Source organism: Turneriella parva DSM 21527 (genome assembly GCF_000266885.1).
In the GTDB taxonomy this organism is placed as follows: domain Bacteria; phylum Spirochaetota; class Leptospiria; order Turneriellales; family Turneriellaceae; genus Turneriella; species Turneriella parva.
Genome location: NC_018020.1, coordinates 2,207,602 through 2,226,120, shown reverse-complemented (window position 1 = coordinate 2,226,120; position 18,519 = coordinate 2,207,602). Strand labels below are relative to the sequence as shown.

16 protein-coding genes are annotated in these 18,519 nt (G+C 54.2%); 14 read left to right on the top strand and 2 right to left on the bottom strand.

Going from position 1 to position 18,519, the window contains the following annotated elements; genetic code table 11:
• The first annotated feature begins 81 nt into the window (after positions 1-81).
• Positions 82-2,184, top strand: a complete 2,103-nt coding sequence (glyS, locus tag TURPA_RS10755; RefSeq protein ID WP_014803331.1) for a glycine--tRNA ligase subunit beta — start codon at positions 82-84, stop codon at positions 2,182-2,184.
• Positions 2,181-3,173, top strand: coding sequence for an ATP phosphoribosyltransferase regulatory subunit (locus TURPA_RS21795; protein WP_014803330.1), 993 nt, complete (start codon positions 2,181-2,183; stop codon positions 3,171-3,173). The genes glyS and TURPA_RS21795 overlap by 4 nt, the downstream gene beginning before the upstream one ends.
• A gap of 26 nt (positions 3,174-3,199) precedes the next feature.
• Here TURPA_RS21795 and TURPA_RS10740 read toward each other — a convergent pair whose 3' ends face one another.
• Positions 3,200-3,769, bottom strand: coding sequence for a hypothetical protein (locus TURPA_RS10740; protein WP_014803329.1), 570 nt, complete (start codon positions 3,767-3,769; stop codon positions 3,200-3,202).
• A 24-nt stretch (positions 3,770-3,793) separates the two neighbouring features.
• On the opposite strand from TURPA_RS10740, the gene TURPA_RS10735 reads away from it, so the two are divergent.
• From TURPA_RS10735 to rfbB, 11 genes are all read left to right on the top strand, one after another.
• Positions 3,794-4,384 carry a LolA family protein gene (locus TURPA_RS10735; RefSeq protein WP_014803328.1) on the top strand — a complete coding sequence of 197 codons (591 nt, stop codon included), beginning with the start codon at positions 3,794-3,796 and terminating at the stop codon, positions 4,382-4,384.
• A 40-nt stretch (positions 4,385-4,424) separates the two neighbouring features.
• Positions 4,425-7,514 carry an LIC_11026 family protein gene (locus TURPA_RS10730; RefSeq protein WP_014803327.1) on the top strand — a complete coding sequence of 1,030 codons (3,090 nt, stop codon included), beginning with the start codon at positions 4,425-4,427 and terminating at the stop codon, positions 7,512-7,514.
• Positions 7,515-7,531: 17 nt separating this feature from the next.
• Entirely contained in the window at positions 7,532-9,049 is a 1,518-nt protein-coding gene (locus tag TURPA_RS10725; protein ID WP_014803326.1) for a hypothetical protein, read from the top strand.
• A 57-nt stretch (positions 9,050-9,106) separates the two neighbouring features.
• A complete protein-coding gene (gene lysS / locus TURPA_RS10720; RefSeq protein WP_014803325.1) occupies positions 9,107-10,678 on the top strand; it encodes a lysine--tRNA ligase in 1,572 nt (523 codons plus the stop codon).
• A 74-nt stretch (positions 10,679-10,752) separates the two neighbouring features.
• Entirely contained in the window at positions 10,753-11,793 is a 1,041-nt protein-coding gene (mtnA, locus tag TURPA_RS10715; protein ID WP_014803324.1) for an S-methyl-5-thioribose-1-phosphate isomerase, read from the top strand.
• Between the two features lie 9 nt (positions 11,794-11,802).
• Positions 11,803-12,471, top strand: coding sequence for a cytochrome c biogenesis protein CcsA (gene ccsA, locus TURPA_RS10710; RefSeq protein WP_014803323.1), 669 nt, complete (start codon positions 11,803-11,805; stop codon positions 12,469-12,471).
• Complete coding sequence (locus tag TURPA_RS10705; protein ID WP_157210470.1) at positions 12,461-12,928, top strand: hypothetical protein; 468 nt, start codon at positions 12,461-12,463, stop codon at positions 12,926-12,928. Before ccsA ends, TURPA_RS10705 begins: the two co-directional genes overlap by 11 nt.
• The gene (rfbA, locus tag TURPA_RS10700; RefSeq protein ID WP_014803321.1) at positions 12,925-13,815 is read left to right on the top strand and encodes a glucose-1-phosphate thymidylyltransferase RfbA; all 891 of its coding nucleotides are present in this window, start codon (positions 12,925-12,927) and stop codon (positions 13,813-13,815) included. The genes TURPA_RS10705 and rfbA overlap by 4 nt, the downstream gene beginning before the upstream one ends.
• Entirely contained in the window at positions 13,806-14,354 is a 549-nt protein-coding gene (gene rfbC, locus TURPA_RS10695) for a dTDP-4-dehydrorhamnose 3,5-epimerase (RefSeq protein ID WP_014803320.1), read from the top strand. Before rfbA ends, rfbC begins: the two co-directional genes overlap by 10 nt.
• Positions 14,347-15,243 carry a dTDP-4-dehydrorhamnose reductase gene (rfbD, locus tag TURPA_RS10690; protein WP_014803319.1) on the top strand — a complete coding sequence of 299 codons (897 nt, stop codon included), beginning with the start codon at positions 14,347-14,349 and terminating at the stop codon, positions 15,241-15,243. The genes rfbC and rfbD overlap by 8 nt, the downstream gene beginning before the upstream one ends.
• Positions 15,240-16,265 (top strand): dTDP-glucose 4,6-dehydratase, encoded by a 1,026-nt coding sequence (gene rfbB / locus TURPA_RS10685; protein WP_014803318.1) that lies wholly within the window; start codon positions 15,240-15,242, stop codon positions 16,263-16,265. The genes rfbD and rfbB overlap by 4 nt, the downstream gene beginning before the upstream one ends.
• On the opposite strand, the gene TURPA_RS10680 is transcribed toward rfbB, so the two are convergent.
• Complete coding sequence (locus tag TURPA_RS10680; RefSeq protein ID WP_041948458.1) at positions 16,262-17,653, bottom strand: UDP-N-acetylmuramoyl-tripeptide--D-alanyl-D-alanine ligase; 1,392 nt, start codon at positions 17,651-17,653, stop codon at positions 16,262-16,264. The genes rfbB and TURPA_RS10680 overlap by 4 nt on opposite strands.
• A 76-nt stretch (positions 17,654-17,729) precedes the next feature.
• On the opposite strand from TURPA_RS10680, the gene TURPA_RS10675 reads away from it, so the two are divergent.
• Complete coding sequence (locus tag TURPA_RS10675; RefSeq protein WP_014803316.1) at positions 17,730-18,491, top strand: Rossmann-fold NAD(P)-binding domain-containing protein; 762 nt, start codon at positions 17,730-17,732, stop codon at positions 18,489-18,491.
• Positions 18,492-18,519: the final 28 nt, after the last annotated feature.

Sequence of the window (18,519 nt, the reverse complement as noted above, 5' to 3'; positions counted from 1 at the left end):
CTCTCTGGTTCGTCACGCAAACTTGCGGCCTGCCCGCGACTTTGCACTTTACGCAGCGTCTCGCGAAGCGCTTTTGCAGGGGTGGCAGAGACGCTGTTATTTGAACTTGCGACCGAAGAGATACCTGCGGCGTACCAGAAAAATGCACTGGCAGACTGGCAGAAGCGGCTGCCTGCCCTGATCAAGGCAACGGGTCTGGCGCACGGTACTATCCATGTATTTGCGACGGCGCGCCGCATCGCCTTCACAGTGAGCGCCATCGCCGATAAAGGCGAAGACACCACCGAAACTCTGCAGGGGCCGGCAAAGAGCGCCGCGCTTGACGCAGCGGGCAAACCAACGCCGGCACTCGTGGGCTTTGCGAAAAAAGCAGGCATCGCGCCCGAGGCGGTGTCTTTTATTGAATCGCCTAAAGGCAGCTATGCGACCGCAACGGTGACGCGGCCGGGCAAAGCACTTCGCTCTGCGTTGCCGGGCATTATTCAAGAGCTTGCCGGTGGGGTAAAGTTTGCGCGCTCGATGCGCTGGTCAGACCTGGCGAATATATACGCGCGCCCGATTGCAGGCTATTTCGCGCTCTATGGTCAGAACGAGTGGAAGTTCGAGCCGGCTGAATTGCAGAACACGCTGCTCGCTGATATTCCTTTCAGACCAGTGCGGGGTCATTTTATTCTCGACCCAAAGCCCGTCGGTGTGCCGAGCGCTGAGGCATACGCGGCAGCTCTCGCCTCGCACCAGATTATCGCCGATGCGGCTGAACGCAAGGCACAGATCGGTAAACTCTTGCGCGCAGCGGCCGCGGGCGAAAAACTTGAATTGATCGAGAACGAAGCGCTGCTCGATGAAGTCAATTTTATCGTCGAGCGCCCGGGTGTCGTAGTCGGCACGTTTGCCCCCGATTTTCTGCGCCTGCCCGACGGTGTGATTCTGTCAGAGATGAACCAGCACCAGCGCTATTTCGGCATGCGCGATGCATCGGGTCGGCTCAGCAACCGCTTTCTCATCGTGGCGAATGCCATGACTGCCGATGCCGCTGCGGTAAAAAATATACGCGAGGGCAATGAACGTGTGTTACGTGCACGCCTTGCCGATGGCGCGTTCTTTTATGACGAAGACCTGAAACGTCCGCTCGGCGAACGCGTCGACGACCTGAAGCAGATCGTGTTTCACGAAGGCCTCGGCACATACCGCGAGAAGGTCGATCGCATGGCAGAATTTGCGTCACTGATCGCCGGTGATAAAGTACCGAGGGATCTACTGCAGCAGGCAAGCCGGCTCGCCAAGGCAGACCTCACCACTGCGCTCGTTTATGAATTCGACCACCTGCAGGGTGAAATTGGTTCTGTCTATGCCGCGCATGCCGGCGTCGCACCACAAATTGTGACCGCGATTCACGAGCATTACCTGCCGCGCTTTCAGGGCGACAGTCTGCCACAGAGCGAACTCGGTGCGTTGATCTCTCTCGCCGATAAATGGGATAATGCCCTCGCGGCGTTCGTGCTCGGCAAAGAACCTACCGCGTCGCAAGACCCGTTCGCAGTGCGCCGCCAGACGCTGTATATCATTCAAATTCTGGTCGCTCAGAAAATTCGCCTTTCGCTCGTGGCCTTCATCGCGGCCGCGCTCAAAAAATACCCTGCGGGTGCAGGTGATGCGGGCGCATCGCTCGCCGACAAGGTTCTGCAATTCTTTAAGGGCAGGCTGGCCACGATATTCGAAAGCGAAGGTTTCGATAAAAAACTGACGCGCGCGGCGGTATTCTCGGGTGGCGACGATGCGTATGATCTGTTCGCGCGCGCATCGGCGCTGAAGGTAATCGCCGAAAAAGACCGCACCAGCTTTGATGCGCTGCTTGCCGCCTTCAAGCGCATGGCCAATATCAGCAAAGAAGCCGACGCAAAAGCAAAGGTTGAGCCTGCCAAATTTGCCACCGAGCAAGAAAAACAACTCTATGCGTTCGCCGAGGGTTTGCACAAACGCAGCGCTGTGGCGGCAGACGATCTTTTGCGCCACTACAAAGAAATTTTCGCTGAATTTGCGGCGGGAAAACCGACAGTCGACGACTTCTTCACGCACGTCATGGTAAACCATGAAGATGCAGCAATTCGCACCAACCGACTCGCACTCGTCACGCACACAATTGCGGCGGTCAGAAATCTTCTCGATCTGGAGCAGCTCGCATGAGTGGTTCGGCAAACACACCGCAAGCGCAGGGCAGCGCCGTCGAAGCGTACAGAAAGGTTTCGTCACCTTATGGCTTCAGCATGTACGATGTCGAAGCCACCGCGGCGATTGAGAAGGCCAGCCGTCATGCGCAGGATATAGTGCGCGCGCACGGCTTTGAACGTATTATGCCTGCGATGGTTGATTTTCCCGAAACATTTTCTGAAGGCACGCACGCCCAGATGTTCACGATGAAAGACAACAGCGGCGAACGGCTGGCGCTGCGAAACGATATTACCTCTCAGGTTATCAAGGGTTATGTGCGGCAGATCAGCGAGAAAAGCGGCCAGAAGCTGCGCCGGTTTTATTATGCGGCCCCCGTGTATAAAGATGTGCGCAAAAACTACCCGCTGCCACGCGAAATTTACCAGATCGGCTGTGAGGTTGTCGGTGAAAAGGCGTCGGCCGAACTCGGTCGGCTCATTGCCATCAGCGACGAAATTTTGAAGAAGGTTTTCTCGCTGCAAGCGGTGACGCAGATCACCGAAGTTTCGCTCTACAATGCATTTTTTGAAGCACTCGGCGCCCCATTGGCCGAAGCAGTTGCCCGCCGTGATGCGCCCTACTTTGGGAGTCTGCTGGCCGAAAAACTAGGAGTAACCACGGCTTCTGCTTCGTCGCTCGCGCTTTGGCTTTTGTATCCGCAAGAGAATGAAGCTGCGCCTGCTGCGGTCGCAGATTTGCCAGAGGCAATTCGCCGGGCGCTGCAGCAGAGCGAGGGCGCAGCACAGGCAAAAGTAGCAGACGCAGCAAAGAATAAAATCCGCACTTTCTGGCAGCCGCTTGCCGAGCCGCGCAGCAGCTATTACAGTGGTGTGTTTTTTGAGACCTTCGTCGCGGGTTTCACCGACCCGATCGCGCGCGGCGGCGAATACCACGAGCTCGTGAAAAGGTATGCCCCCGTCGAGGCAGAGGCCTGCGGCTTTGCGCTAGACCTATTGGCGATCTGACATGCTGATTTTTTCTCAAAAAGCGTTCAATAGATCATAATACGAAACGCAAAGCCATATTGCCGCGAGGCGAGCGACTGCTGCTTGAAGCTTTCGTCATCAGTAAACGGAAAGGTTCCGAAATCCCAGGCGTAATCTTCGAGGCCCTGCATGAAGATAAAGGGGTAAGCGGGGCTGCGTATCACCAACGAATAGAAGAGCCCCGGTATCGGGTTCAGGTTTTCCCAGCGGCGCGCAAAACTTTCGTAGAGTAATACCGTGAACCTTTCTGCATTGTAGAGATCGCGGTCGATGTTGCTCGGCGCAAGGCCTGCCATGCCGGTTGTCGCCAGCTGCGCGAAGTCGGTGGCGATCACGAGGTTGACGAGGTTGCCCGAGTTGCTCGAGTAGCCGGTCTGGCGCACGGTGAAGGCCGAATGGAACAGCAAAAATCGGACATTGTCGCTCAAGTGCCGCTGCGTATAGTCGCGCACCTGCCGGTCGAGACCAAAAGGCGGTGGCACCAGATAATCCTGCGCGTGCAGAGTCGAAAGCCCCGCCAAAGTGAGCAGAAAGGCAAGACAGCGCCAGGTGAATCGTGCTTTACAGGCAATCATAACGATATAAGCCTTCGTATCTTTATGAACGGCACTTCACCTGACGGCAGACATACATTTTTGACCCGCGCCATCGGCCTGGCTCTGCTCATTTGCTCATTTGCGCCATTACATGCCGATGGTGCATACGAATCGCTCAAAGGTCAGGTAAAGGGACTTTACTCATCATTCAGGGCGACCTTTGCAGTCACGTCGTCGTCGGGTCAGATTCAGACCGGCAAGATAATGTACCAGTATCCGGGTAGGTTGCGCGTTGAAACAGGCACAGGCGTGATTGCAACCAATGGAACTCACCTCTGGGTTCATAACAAGAGTTCTCCGCTTTGCGCCCGGCAAGATGTCTCAGGCACCGGCGGCGGCCTGCTGGGCATTCTCGCCTCTTACGAGGGTACGATTCAGGGCAATACATATATTTTCAAGAAGAAGGGTGCGCACTACGAAGAAATTGTCGTGCAGGTCGCGAGCGGTATGGTGCGCAGCGTGCGCCTCAAGCACGGCGACGAAACCACGACCTATTCTTTCTCGGGCATGACAATCGATACGGGTATCTCAGGTGCGATGTTCAATTACAAACCAGCAGGAGCTCAAATCGTCGAGAATCCGTTGAACAATTGACCGCCTGTACCCGTGCTAAGTCCATGAAACCACAAACCTGATGAATGAGTTTCCCGACGGTAGCCTAACCCCCGAAGTTAAAAGCAAAACCGGCCGTCTGAGCCAGATTCTGCGCGTCTTGCGCTACACCGTCGCGGTGGTGATTGTGGGCATCGTTATTGCGTATAATTACGTGATGCGCCCGGCATTCTTGCAGCCGGTGATTATCGACACATTTGCCAAATCGACCAACGGCCGGCTCGAGGTTACCGTCGCGAAGACCTCTCTTTTTACCGGGTTTCAGTTTCGTAATGTCGTCGTGCACGCTCCCGAAGGTTATAGCGACACCCCGATTCTGAAAGCCGGCGAGCTCAATCTTCTCTATAATGTTTTCGGCTTTTTTCGCGGCAAATTCGGCATACATGAATTCTCGCTGAAAGATACCGAGATTTTTCTCGAACAGAAGAACAATATATTCAATGCTGCGGCACTGGCCAAACCGGGTGAAGAAAAACCCGAGAGAGAAAAAGAAGAAGAAGCCGCCAAAGAGCCAGGTGATGGCGTGGTATCGTGGTTTTTCGATGTGCAGATATTCGCGCGCATCGCCCTGCAGAATTTTAACTTCACCCTTGACGCACGCGACAAGACCAACAAGAATAAACAATACGCGCACCTGAAGAATTTTCATTTTGTGACTTCGCTGCTGACAAATGATTTCAGCAAGATCAAGACGAACGACATCGCGGCGATGGTTGCACTGCTGAACACATTCGCGATACAGCTGAACCCGCAAAAGTCTGTTGCCATTGACTACGAGGGCGCGGCCGCCTCGGTGAGATCGAACCTTGATCTCTTCTGGTTGCTCTTCTACGACGGGCAGTCGAAAAAACCCGAATTTGTTTCGCGCATGAATTTCGGTAACGATACTTTTCCCGTGGCACTCGGCAGGGGCAAAGCGCAGAACCTGCCGTTCAGATTGGGCCATAAAATCGACTACGAAGCGAAAGAAGACCGTCTCAAGATCGAAGACTTCAATATCGAATTCTTGCGCGATACGCTGCTTGCCCTCACGGGAACAGGCGAAAAACTGCTGAAGCCAGGCCGCAGCATCAAAATTGAAACGACCGCGTCACGCGTGAATCTCGGCAAAATTCACGAGGTCGTGTCGCACCTGACGTCTAAGCGCGACCCCGCGTTCTCAGGCTTCTTCTCGGTTAAGCCAACGCGCGTCTCGATTCAGGGGAACAAGATCGAAGACCAGGGTGGGCTGAAGCTCGAACGGGTAGCAGTGCGCGCCGGCAGCGTCTATGTTTCGATACCGAACCTCGAGATCGACCATGCCGCCGATATCGACCAGTCGCTCAAGCCCCTGCCTGTGAAAACTGCCGAGCTGAAAGTCAGGGGCAATCTGAACGGTGCAGGCCTCGGGCTCGATGCGAAACTCGCGGCTGACCGCAAGACGCAGGCAGCTTTTTATCTCAAAGGCCTGAACATTGCTCCCTTTTCTGCTGGCGCCGCTACGGGCACTATCAACACAACATTCAATGCCAGCGGCGAGTCACCGCAGAATCTGGCAATTAATCTGCGCGTCTATTCACCCGAGCTGCATTATTTCGTCGACCGAGGCAGATCGGGGGTTAACCGCATCGACTTTAACGCCAAGGGAAGCGTCAAAAGCAGCGAAGATTTCAAGAACACCACGATCGACCTGCCAGTCATCAGTTTCACCGACAAAGACAAAGAATACGCAACTGCCGTTGACCTGAAATCGCAGGTGCACGTTGAAAAAGCGGACTCGATAAATATCAAATACCAGCTCGATTCTCTCATCGTGTCGTTCAAAGAACTGATCGGGACAATGCCTGCGGGCCTTCAGGAGCAGATCGGCGGGCTCATCAAGACAGTAAACCCTGGCCGCACACTGCGGGCAGACGGTGAAACCAACGTAACGATTTCAGGCAGAGAGCAGCAGATTCAGCACGTCACGCAGATTGCCCTGCCCGACGTACACGTCGACGACATTCAGATCAAGGCGAAGGCGCGCATGGCGCCGCCCTACACTTACCTCGACCAGTTCACGATTACTGGGCTCAGAAAGGCGCTCAGCATCAGCGCGAGCGGCGAGCTGAAAGACGGCAGCGAGGTGGTCGAAGACCCGGTCACAGGCAAGAAGCAGCGCGCGGCAGTAAAAACACCCGATCTCAAGTACAAAGTCGAACTGGCGCGCACACAAGAGAGCGAAATTCTCGATGACACGTTTCTGGTAGGCTTGTTTTCGATTGCCGGCACAGCAAAGGGAAACCTGGTCAATGGCCTCGTCAAGATCGACGCGTTGAGTTTTCGCAACCCAAAAGTCAAAGTGCACAAGGTGAACCTTGACTTTCCGTTCAAGCACGACCTGAAACTCAAAAAGACGCTGAACCTGCGGGCGGGCAACAAAGAACGTATCATCAAGAATTATAACTTCAACCGCGCTTATAACTTCACGATTGAAAATATTGAGATACCCGACCCGAATAACAGCAGAGAATGGCTTAACCTAATCTATTCGCGGGGTAAATACCCTGCAATCGGCGCTTCGATGGAATACAAAGACAATGTCTTCGTCATGCCTGTTTTGCAACTCTACACGCTGAATGGCGTGGTGACCATTTCAGACACGCTCTTTAACCTCGGCCGGCTCAGGCCGAGCGAAATGGAATACTCGTCAACGATTCAGGTGAAAGACATCGACCTGAAACCGCTGATGCTGAAAGAGAAGGCCGACACAATTACCGACGGCAAATTGCGGATTGATATCTTGCTGACTGGTAACCGGCTCGACAAGCCTGTTGAAAATCTTAATGGCTATCTCTCGATATTTCGCATCGGCCCCGAATTTGCCGAAGCTGTGATGAAAGCCGTCAAACCGAAACAATCTGACCTGATCAATTCTGTCGCGACGAATACCGCGATACCACGCAAGATTGATATCGAACTGCGCGACGGCTTTGTCTATTCTGATATCCCTATCAAAAAGGGGGCGGTGGGCACCATATTCTTCTCGCCCGACGAGATCAAGAACCGGCGCATCAATATTCCAGAATTTTTTCAGCGCATTTCGAACGAAGCGAGCACGTACCGCGCGCCGGCATCGTCTCCCGGCAGCTGACCCGACGAGAAGGATAAATGGCTACCTTCTCATACCAGCCCGAGTTTAACTACGACGGTGTAAACGCTGCCGACTCTGCAGAAGCGGCAAAACACCTGTTGCCATTCAAAGGGGGATTTCTCAAGGGACTCGAAGCGCATCTCGTCAACGCAGATAATATTCAGAAATTTCTGTCGACTGCACCACCAGAAACCCGCAAAGATATCAACAAGAATATCAAAGAAATTGACTCGGCGCTCGTGGCGATCATGCGGCTCTACAGCAACGTTGAGTCAGAGCTTTCGGCGCGATCACTCGACACGACAGCCAACCGCGAATATTATAATCACTTCAGCGACGCCGATATCGAAGAACCGAAAATCGAATTCGCAAAACTCATCAGGTCATATGAGATCATCCGCGAATTCAATACGGCAGTCATTGAACACTGGTGGAAACTCGCGAACCTGTTTGAGGCGATGAACGTGTCAAACGCCGAAAAGCATTTTATGGAGCAGCTGCTCACATACAGGGTGTATCCGCGAATCGATCTCTGTAACCTCACCAACCTGCTGCTGCGCCGCCTAGGTTATCTGCTGAAACTCGATTCTGAACAGACGGTCGGCGGCAAAGTAAGCGTCAAGGGCCACTATACCAACCAGATATCTTATACCTATTCGGCGATATTCAGAGAAGACCTCGCAGAAATTATCGAAGGGTTTGTACCCCAGTCGCAGCGCACTGAAACGCGCGCGCGCGCCGCAGAACCACCGAAAGAAATTCGTGACACTGCGGTTAAGTCGCCTTACCTGCTCGACACACGGGGCACCGAACATTTCAACCAGACACACGCGTACGTGCTCGAAATCAACCAGTCACGCTACGATATTGAAGAGGCGAAAGTCAGGCGTTCGATCTATGTCGAAACGCATTTGGGCGCAGAAGACGATGCTCTGCGGCAAGATATCATCAGAAAGTTCATTTCGGCAGCCCGCAACAAAGACCGCGTGGGTGAATACCTGGTATTTCTGCACAGTTATTTTCAGTTCACGCGCGACACCCTGCTGATGCAGCAGACGAATCTCGACGAAAACGACCAGAACTTCTTTCTGTACCATTTCGGTCCGGTATTCTTCATCAAAGTATGCACTCACTTTATGCGCGTCGGCAGAACCGGGTACGTGCACCGACACCTGAAACGCAACCAAATGGTGCGCGAGCTGCCATTCGAGTACGTCAAATATGTGCTCAAAGACTGGTGGGACGAAAACGTCTATACGCAGGTACCGCGCACCGAACGCAATAGTTATGTCGCCTACGATCGCCTGCTTGACTCGATTCGCAGCGAATGGCAAGAACACCAGCTTCGGCTACTCTTGAAGATTAAAAAAGATCCAGTTTTGCTGCGGGCATTGAACATACACGATGTCAAAACACTCGGGCACCTGGTAGAAAGTGAGATATCCTACATTTATCACGTCAAAATACTGCGCTTTCTGGGGCAAGACTTCTTCTATTTGCCGATTCAAATCGCCAAATCGCAAGACCCCCGTTAGGCCCGAGGCAGGGGCGCATGCCTTTACAGGGTGTCAAAATACCGGTTTCTGGCCCTAATGAGCGAATCGCCCGGCACCCCCCCTGAATCAACCGAGGCAGACCTCAGCCAGCTGGCGGCGCAGCGACTCGGCAAGCTGAATGCATTGATAGCCCACGGTATCGACCCCTACCCCGTCCGGTTCACTGATAAAGAAGAAATCGCACAGATCAGAAAGACTCACTTCGGGGCGAACAATGATCTCACCCCCACCGAAGGCGTCGCCCCAGTCGCGACTGCCGGCCGCGTGGTGGCAATTCGCGACATGGGCAAAGCGCAATTCTTGCAGATTCAAGACCAGAGCGGGCGCATTCAGCTTTATGCGGGCAACAAGACTCTGAACGAGAATGACTATTTTGTCTTGCGCCAGCTCGACCTCGGCGACATCATCGGAATTCGCGGCAAACCCTTTCGCACGAAGACGGGTGAACCGAGCATTCACGCCGACGAACTCACCATGCTCGCAAAAAACCTGCACCCATTGCCGGTCGTGAAAGAAAAAGACGGCGAGACTTACGACGGCATCAGCGACATTGAGCTGCGTTACCGGCAGCGTTATATTGATCTCGCGGTCAATGCCGATGCGCGCGCAACCTTTGCGTTACGCTCGGCCATCTTGCGCGAAATACGCGATTTGCTGCATCGCCGCGGCTTCATGGAAGTTGAAACGCCGATGATGCAGGCGATCGCCTCTGGCGCAGCGGCGCGCCCGTTCACGACGCACCATAACGCGCTCGACATCGACCTCTATATGAGGATAGCCCCCGAACTGTATCTGAAGCGCCTGATCGTCGGCGGCTACGAAAAAGTTTTCGAGATGAACCGCAACTTTCGTAACGAAGGCATTAGCACAAAGCATAACCCTGAGTTCACGATGATTGAAATTTACCAGGCCTACGCGGACTACAACACGATGATGCAGCTGACCGAAGATATATTCGAGTCACTTGCGACTAAACTCATCGGCTCGACCGAGCTGCCCTACGGCAACGCAACCATTTCGCTCAAAAAACCCTGGAAGCGCATCGGCTACCTCGAAAGTATCAAAGAGGCAACCGGTCTTGATTTTGAAAAATTTCTCGGCGATGAAAACCCGTCGGCTGCTGAGGCCAAAAAGATGGCTGCTTCGATCGGGCTCAAAGCCGAAGCCCTGCACACTTTCTGGGAGGTCGTCGACCTTGTCTTCTCGGAAAAAGTCGAGCCGAACCTGATTCAGCCGACGATCGTCATGCACTACCCCAAGGCGATATCGCCGCTTGCAAAGTCGATTCCCGGCAACCCACATCTGGTCGAACGCTTTGAACCGTATATCACCGGGCGCGAGATGGGCAACGCGTTCAGTGAGCTGAACGACCCGCTCGAACAAGACCGGCGCTTCAGCGAACAGGCAGCACAGAAGGCGAGTGGAGCTGAAGAAACGATGGCCACCGATGACGATTTTGTGACAGCGCTGAAAGTCGGTATGCCACCCACCGGCGGGCTCGGCCTCGGCATCGACCGCCTCGTCATGCTTTTCGCCAACAAGGCGAGCATCAAAGACGTTATATTGTTTCCATTGCTGAGGCCACTACGGCACGAAGGGGCAGACTAAGCTGCGGAAAGCAAGGGCAATGACCAGCGCAACAATAGAAAAAACAAAAATATAAACAACATTCAGGAAAGACCATGAAGACGAATCTCTCTTTTATCAAGGCAGCCCGCGACAAGATTCAGCTGCTTAACCAGAAACTGCTGCCGCACAAGCTCGACTATGTCGTCTGCTCAAACGGGGCCGATGTCGCCAAAGCGATCAAAGACATGGTCGTTCGCGGCGCACCTGCGATTGGCATCAGTGCAGCCTATGGTATGTACCTCACCGCCTGGGAAGCGTCGAAAAAGAACAAGAAGCTGACCCTTGACCTGCTGAAGAAACAAAAACAGCAACTCGATGCTGCGCGCCCAACGGCCGTGAACCTCATGTGGGCGACCGAACAGATGCTTCAGGTGGCGACTCCGTTTTTTGCGGGCGAACCTTCAAAGGCAAAAGATGCACACCTGAAGCTTTTGCTCGCACTTTACGAAAAAGCCCTCGAAATTCACAACGATGATGCAGAACGCTGCCTCAAAATGTCGAACAACGCGGTGAAATATCTGCTCACGAAATACCCGAAAGAAAAATATAATATTCTGACGCATTGTAACACCGGCTCGCTGGCAACGGGTGGCATCGGCACTGCGCTCGGCGCCATTCGCGTGCTGCATGAAAAGAGCAAAATCAACATGGTCTACGCAGATGAGACCCGGCCCTATCTGCAAGGTTCGCGCCTGACCGCCTTTGAACTTCTGAAAGACAAGATTCCTGTGACGCTCACCGTCGACTCTCAGGCCGCGTACCTGATGCAGAAGAAAATGATCGATGCTGTTTTTGTCGGCGCCGACCGCATCGCGGCTAACGGCGACGTCGCGAACAAGATCGGTACATATTCGCTTTCGGTGCTGGCAAAAGCACACCGCATTCCGTTTTTTGTCGTCGCGCCCAAATCAACTTTCGATAACAAGATTGAGAACGGCGACAAGATTGTCGTCGAAGAACGTGCTGCAGTCGAAGTGCTCGAGATCGCAGGCCGCGTCATCGCCCCCAAAGTACCCGTGGTCAACTACAGCTTCGACGTCACACCGCAGGTCAACATTACCGCTATTTTTTCAGAAGACGAAACGCTCGAATAGTTCAGACGCATGCTGTATTACCTGCTGCTTGTAATTACATTCGCCGTCGGTGCCTATGCAGCGCATAGTGCGCTCATTGCAGCCCCGGCCGACGCGATGCAGGGTAACGTGCAGCGTATCTTCTATTTTCATGTACCACTCGTTTGGGTATCTTTCGTCGCCTTCATCGGTGGCGCTCTCATGAGCATACGCTACCTGAAATCGCGCCGCATGGCCGACGACGCCTGGGCGCGGGCGTTTATCAAGACGGGCTGGGCATTCACGACGACGGTGCTTGTCACGGGCCCGCTGTGGGCAAAACCGGTCTGGGGCACGTATTGGAACTGGGGCGACGAGCGCCTGATTTCTTTTTTTGTCATGTGGATGATGTATAACGGCTACATTCTGCTGCGCGCAACCATTCAGGATTTTGAAAAAGGCGCGCGCATCGGCGCCGTGCTCGCCTTGCTGGCACTGGCAAATGCCGTGCTGGTTGTGGCTGCGATCTATATCTGGAAAACCGCGTCGCATCCGGGGCCTGTGTTTGTGCAAAAGGCCGGCGGTGGAGTTCTCGATCCCATGATGCGGCGCGCCTTTTGGCTCAATTTTTCTGCTTTCAGCCTGCTCTTTGTCTGCATTCTGGTTGCAAAGTTTCGGTTTGAAACTGCCTGGACGGTCTACAATGAACATGACGAATAAAATCCTGCTCGTGCTTTTTCTCTCTGCCTCGGCTGCCAATGCCGCAGATTTTGATGTGGATGTATTGCCTGAAAGTCTGGCTGCTGAGACGCAGAAGTTTTTCGCGGCAGAGACCGGCCGCGCACGCGCGCAGATGGCAGCGTTCAGCGACGAAGACCTGCAGAAGATCACCACCGCTTTCAAGAAAGCGCACCCGGCATCTGAGCAGCGCCTGTTCTGGCTTATTGAAGAATCTTACCGGCGAAACGCAGAACGCGTCGCTGCCGAGCGCATCCGTTTTCTTTATATCGCGGTGTTGCTGGCTTTGGGCATTATCGCGGCGTTCGCGGGCCTGACATACGCGCAGACACGTAAGCTTAAACACAGCACAAACCAACAGCTGCCCGTCGCGGTGGCCCCTGCCTCTGTGAAGCCGGCGCCGAAACGGGCACCCGCCAAGAAAGGGAAACACAAATGAAGGGTATCATTCTTGCCGGCGGGTCGGGCACGCGCCTCTACCCGGTGACGCGCGTTATCTCGAAGCAGCTGATGCCGATCTATGACAAACCGATGATCTATTACCCGCTGTCTGCGCTGATGCTCGCGGGCATTCGCGAAATTCTCATCATCTCGACGCCGCATGATCTGCCGCGCTTTCGCGAGCTGTTGGGCTCGGGCGAAGAGCTCGGTCTCAAATTCAGTTATGCGGAGCAGCCCTCGCCCGACGGGCTCGCCCAGGCCTTTATCATCGGCGCAGACTTTATCGGCAACGACGCGGCGGCGCTGGTTTTGGGAGACAACATCTTTCACGGCCACCACCTTACCGAACTTCTCACCGCGGCCGCGAACCGTACCGAACGCGAGGGCGGCGCCGAAGTTTTCGCATACCCTGTGCATGACCCTGAGCGTTATGGGGTGGTCGAATTCGATAAGAACTTCAACGCGCTTTCTATCGAAGAAAAACCTGCCAAACCCAAGAGCAACTATGCGGTTGTCGGGCTCTATTTTTACGACAACAGCGTCGTGGCAGAAGCGAAACGCTTAAAACCTTCGGCCCGCGGCGAACTTGAAATTACCGACCTCAACAGGGTATTTCTCGAACAAAAACGGCTGCGCGTGAACATCATGGGCCGCGGTTATGCCTGGCTCGATACCGGCACCCATGATTCGTTGCTCGACGCGGGGCACTTTGTCAGCCTCATCGAGAAGCGGCAGGCTTTGAAGGTTGCGTGTATCGAAGAAATCGCTTATATCAAAAAGTACATCGACCGCGAGCAGCTGATCAAACTGGCGAAGCCGCTCGAAAAGATCGAGTACGGTAAATACCTTCTTCGCCTGGCAGAAAATCCGTCGCCATGGAGCTAAAGTACCCCAAACCCATTCTGATCACACCGCAGGTACACGGTGACGCCCGTGGCTATTTCTTTGAGCCGTACAATAGAAACACATTCATAAACAAATGGGGTATCGACGACGTGTTCGTTCAAGATAACGAATCGCTGTCTTCGCGCGGCGTTTTGCGCGGCCTGCACTACCAGATTGGTGAAATGGCCCAGGCAAAACTCGTGCGCGTCGCGGTCGGTAAAGTGCTCGATGTCGTGATCGATATCAGAAAATCTTCGCCGCATTTTGGCAGCGTCTACAGTTACCTGCTCGACGACCAAAAACACGAGCAGCTGTTTGTTCCCCGTGGTTTCGCACACGGCTTTGCGGTGCTTTCAGACACGGCGATTTTTCAGTACAAGGTCGATAATTTCTATTCGCGCGAACACGAGCGGGGCATTCTGTATAACGACCCGGCCCTGAAGATTGACTGGCAGCTGCAGCCACACGAACTTTTGACCTCAGAAAAAGACAGGGCACTGCCGCTGATGCAAGACGCGGAGCTTTTCGCCCATGCCTGAGAGCCGCCCGCGCATTCTTGTCACGGGAGGTAGCGGTCAACTCGCCACCTGCCTGAAAAGAACGCAGCCTGCGGCGCCCGACGTCCATTATGCCTCTCGCGAGACTCTTGACCTCGGCGATGAAGCCCGGCTGCGGGCGTATCTTGAGGCAAACCCGGTTGACTATGTGGTCAATGCGGCGGCTTACACGAAGGTTGATCTCGCAGAACGTGAAGAATCCGCAGCTTTTTTGGCAAATGAAATGGCCGTCAAATCTCTGGCGACTGTCTGCCGCGACCTTGGCATTTACCTGATTCACGTTTCAACTGATTTTCTTTTTCACGGTGATTTCAACCGCCCCATCGATGAAGAGCAGCAGCCGAACCCTGTCGGTGTTTACGCTAAAAGCAAGGCGGCTGGTGAAGCGGCGCTGATGCATTCGGGCGCGCAAGGGGCTATAGTTCGCACTGCGTGGCTCTATTCTGAATTCGGCGCAAACTTCATGAAGACGATGATCAGGCTGGGTACCGATAAACCGAAACTGACGGTCATCGCCGACCAGCATGGGTCGCCCACGTATGCGGCCGATCTTGCGCGCGGCATCTGGAAAATGATCGAAACGTGGTCTGCAGGCAAGAGGCCGCAGGGCATCAGCATCTACCACTTCGCCAACTACGGCGTTACAACCTGGTACGATTTTGCGAAATCGATTCTTGCGCTCGCCGAAATCGAAACTCCGATCGACCCGATTTTAACGAGCGAATACCCGGTGGTCACCCCACGACCCGCTTATAGCGCGCTCTGGCCCCGCAAGTTCTCGCGCGACTTTCAATTCGAAATCAGAGAATGGCGAGAAGCATTGGCCGATGCAGTTGCCGCATACAAGAAAATCGAAGGAGCTCAAAAGTGAAAAATATTCTCGTGACCGGCGGCGCCGGGTTTATCGGTTCGAACTTTATTCTGCATCTTTTGGAAAAATACAAAGACTACCGCGTTGTGAACCTCGATAAACTGACCTACGCGGCGAAGCGCGAGTATCTGTCAGCAGTTGAATCGGATAGCCGATACGAGCTCGTACAGGGAGACATTCTCGACAAAGACCTTCTGTTCAGTTTGTTTGCCAAACACGATTTTGCGGGCGTTATCCATTTCGCCGCTGAGTCGCATGTCGATAATTCAATCTCAGGGCCGGCGGTTTTTATCGAAACGAACGTCAAGGGCACGTTGTCGCTGCTTGAAGCAGCCCGCGCTCACTGGCTCGATGCTCCGTTTAAGCCAAAACCCGGCAAAGAACACTGTCGATTCTTGCATGTGAGCACCGACGAAGTTTATGGTTCGCTCGGCGACACCGGCCTTTTTCGCGAAGACACAGCTTATGCCCCCAATAGCCCATACAGTGCTTCGAAAGCGGGGAGTGATTTTTTAGCCCGCGCCTGGTTTCACACCTATGGCCTGAACGCCGTGATCACCAATTGCTCGAATAACTACGGGCCCCACCAGCACGACGAGAAGCTGATACCGACGATTATTCGCAAGGCTCTCGCGGGTGAGAAAATACCAATTTACGGCGACGGCAAAAACGTGCGCGACTGGCTCTACGTGCGTGACCATTGCTCCGGCATCGACCTTGCATTTCATAAGGGTGCAGCAGGTGAAACATACAATATCGGCGGGCGAAACGAGCGCAATAATCTGCAGATCGTCGGTACCATCACTGACATTCTGCAGCATGTCGCCCCGCCAGGCTCGCGCGGCCTCGCAATCGGCCACTATAAAGAACTCATTTCATTTGTCGCAGACCGGCCCGGGCATGACCGCCGTTATGCGATCGACGCTACAAAAATTGAAACGCAACTCGGCTGGAAAGCGGCCGAGAACTTTGAAAGCGGCATCCAAAAGACTGTCGAGTGGTACCTGAAAAAATACAGTTAAACCAGCAAATCGACAATCTCTTCCATTTTCATCGAACGCGAACCCTTAACGAGCACGACGGTACCACGGGGATATTTCTGCAGCGCCTTCGCGAGACCCGCGGTGTCGGTGCGATCGAACCAGGCGCTGTCACGACCAGCAGATGCCTTTTTGAACGCATGCACCGCGTGGCGCATATCTTCACCCATCGCATAGAAAGCCGAGACACCTTTTAGGGCAGCCTCATGCCCGGTCAGGGAGTGCAACGATTTGCTGTGCTTACCGAGTTCTTTGAATTCACCGAATACGCATACCACGGGGTTTTTACCCGATATCAGCATCGCCGAATCAATCGACGCGATCGCCGAATCAGGGTTTGCATTATACCCGTCGTCGATCACGGTCAATCGGCCGCGCCGAAGTTGCATGCGTCCGGCTGCCGGCCTGAAGAGCGAAATTGCGCGCGCAATCTTTTGTGTTTCAATGCCCGCATCGAGAGCCACTTCGGTGGCTAGGGCCAGATTCGACAGCCAGGCAGCGTTCGCGTGCCTGAATTGAGTCTGCACTTTGCCCAGTTGCAGTAAAAAACCTTTCGGCGACACATGAAGAATCTTCAGGCGTGAAGTTCGTGAAGCCTCCACTTTTTTGACCTTCGCCCCCGCTCTTTTCGCGGCTGCAGCCAGAACATCGGCTTCGGCGACCGATTTAGGCAGGTAGAGAAATCCCCCTTTTTTCTGCATGCCTTCAAGTATTTCGGCTTTGGCAGCCGCGATCGCGCGCCGTGAACCGAGAAATTCAATGTGCGCGTGGCCGATGCTGCTGATGACCGCCGCATGCGGCTCTGCAAGGCGCGACAGGTAGGCAATTTCACCTGCATGGTTCATGCCCATTTCAACGACGGCGACGCGGGTCGCCCGACCGATTCGCAACAGCGTGAAAGGCACACCGATGTGGTTGTTGTAATTTTTTTCGGTGCTGATTAAACCTTTGCCGAGGGCCGCCTTAAACATCTGCGCGAGCATTTCTTTGGTCGTGGTCTTGCCGTTAGAACCGGTGACGGCGACGACAAACGGGGTGAACCTTGACCGATGAAAATGCGCCAGATCGCCCAGCGCCTTCAGCGGGTCGCTCACAACAATCGCCTTGCTGAGAAGTTGCTGCGGCAATTTTTTCGCCACCGAATGATTTCGCTTCAGAAAAAAAGCCGCTGCCCCGCGCGCGACGGCATCTGCGATGAATTCATGGCCGTCACGGCGATCGACGAGCGGCACAAACAGCGAACCCGCCTTGACTTCGAGCGAAGAGGTTGTCACCGACGTCAGTTTCGTATTCGGCGCGTCGAGATGCAATGCCTCGGGGGCAACAACGCGGCGCACGGTGAAGAGGTCATAATCGATCGCCGCGAACATGAGGGCCAGATTCGCTCTGGCAGAGGCTCCGTCACTTTTTTCTCGTAGACCTGCTTCGCACATTGGCCCTAACCTCATGCAGGCTGTCATCGCGGGCTTTGGTTTTCTCGGGCAGCGCATTGCTGAAAGACTCAGAGCGAGTGGCTACGAGCTGACGGTCATTCGCCGCAGCGCCCGCGGCCCTGAAACCATTGGCATCAAATTTGTTCAGTGTGATCTGATGCAGTCGCCACCAGATTTGCCGGGGGGGGATTTCGACCTTGCTGTATTCTGCCTCGCACCGGGAATGCGATCCGCTGACCTTTACCGCAAGACATATTGCGATGCGCAGCAAAATTTTCTGAAGAATCAGCAGGCTGCTGAGTACATCTATATTTCGAGCACTGCCGTTTACCCCGAAAAAACGGGAACCTATGCCGAACAAGATGGGTCGAAACATTCAGAGCGGGCAGAAGTTCTGCTCGATGCCGAAACGATTGCGGTCCGCCAGAATGCATGCGTATTGCGCCTGGCGGGCCTATACAGTGCAGAGCGACCGATTTATGGCAGCTCTGCCGGCGCATACACAGAGGACAAATTGGTACACTTTATTCACCGCGATGACGCCGCAGCCGCAGCACAGTTTGCAGCGGAAAGAAAGCTCAAGGGCATCTATAACGTTCACGATGGAAATCCCCAATGGCGAAGCGCCATTTTGCAGCGCCTGGGTCTCGCAGCACCTCAGGCAGTTCAGGGCGAAAAACGGCGCATCAGCGCTGAAAAACTTTTCGCGACGGGCTTCAGGCCGCAATACAAAAGCTATTTTGAAGGTGTGGGCCTCGACCCGTTAAAGAGTTAACGCCCTAACAAATTTTACCGGAGTGCCT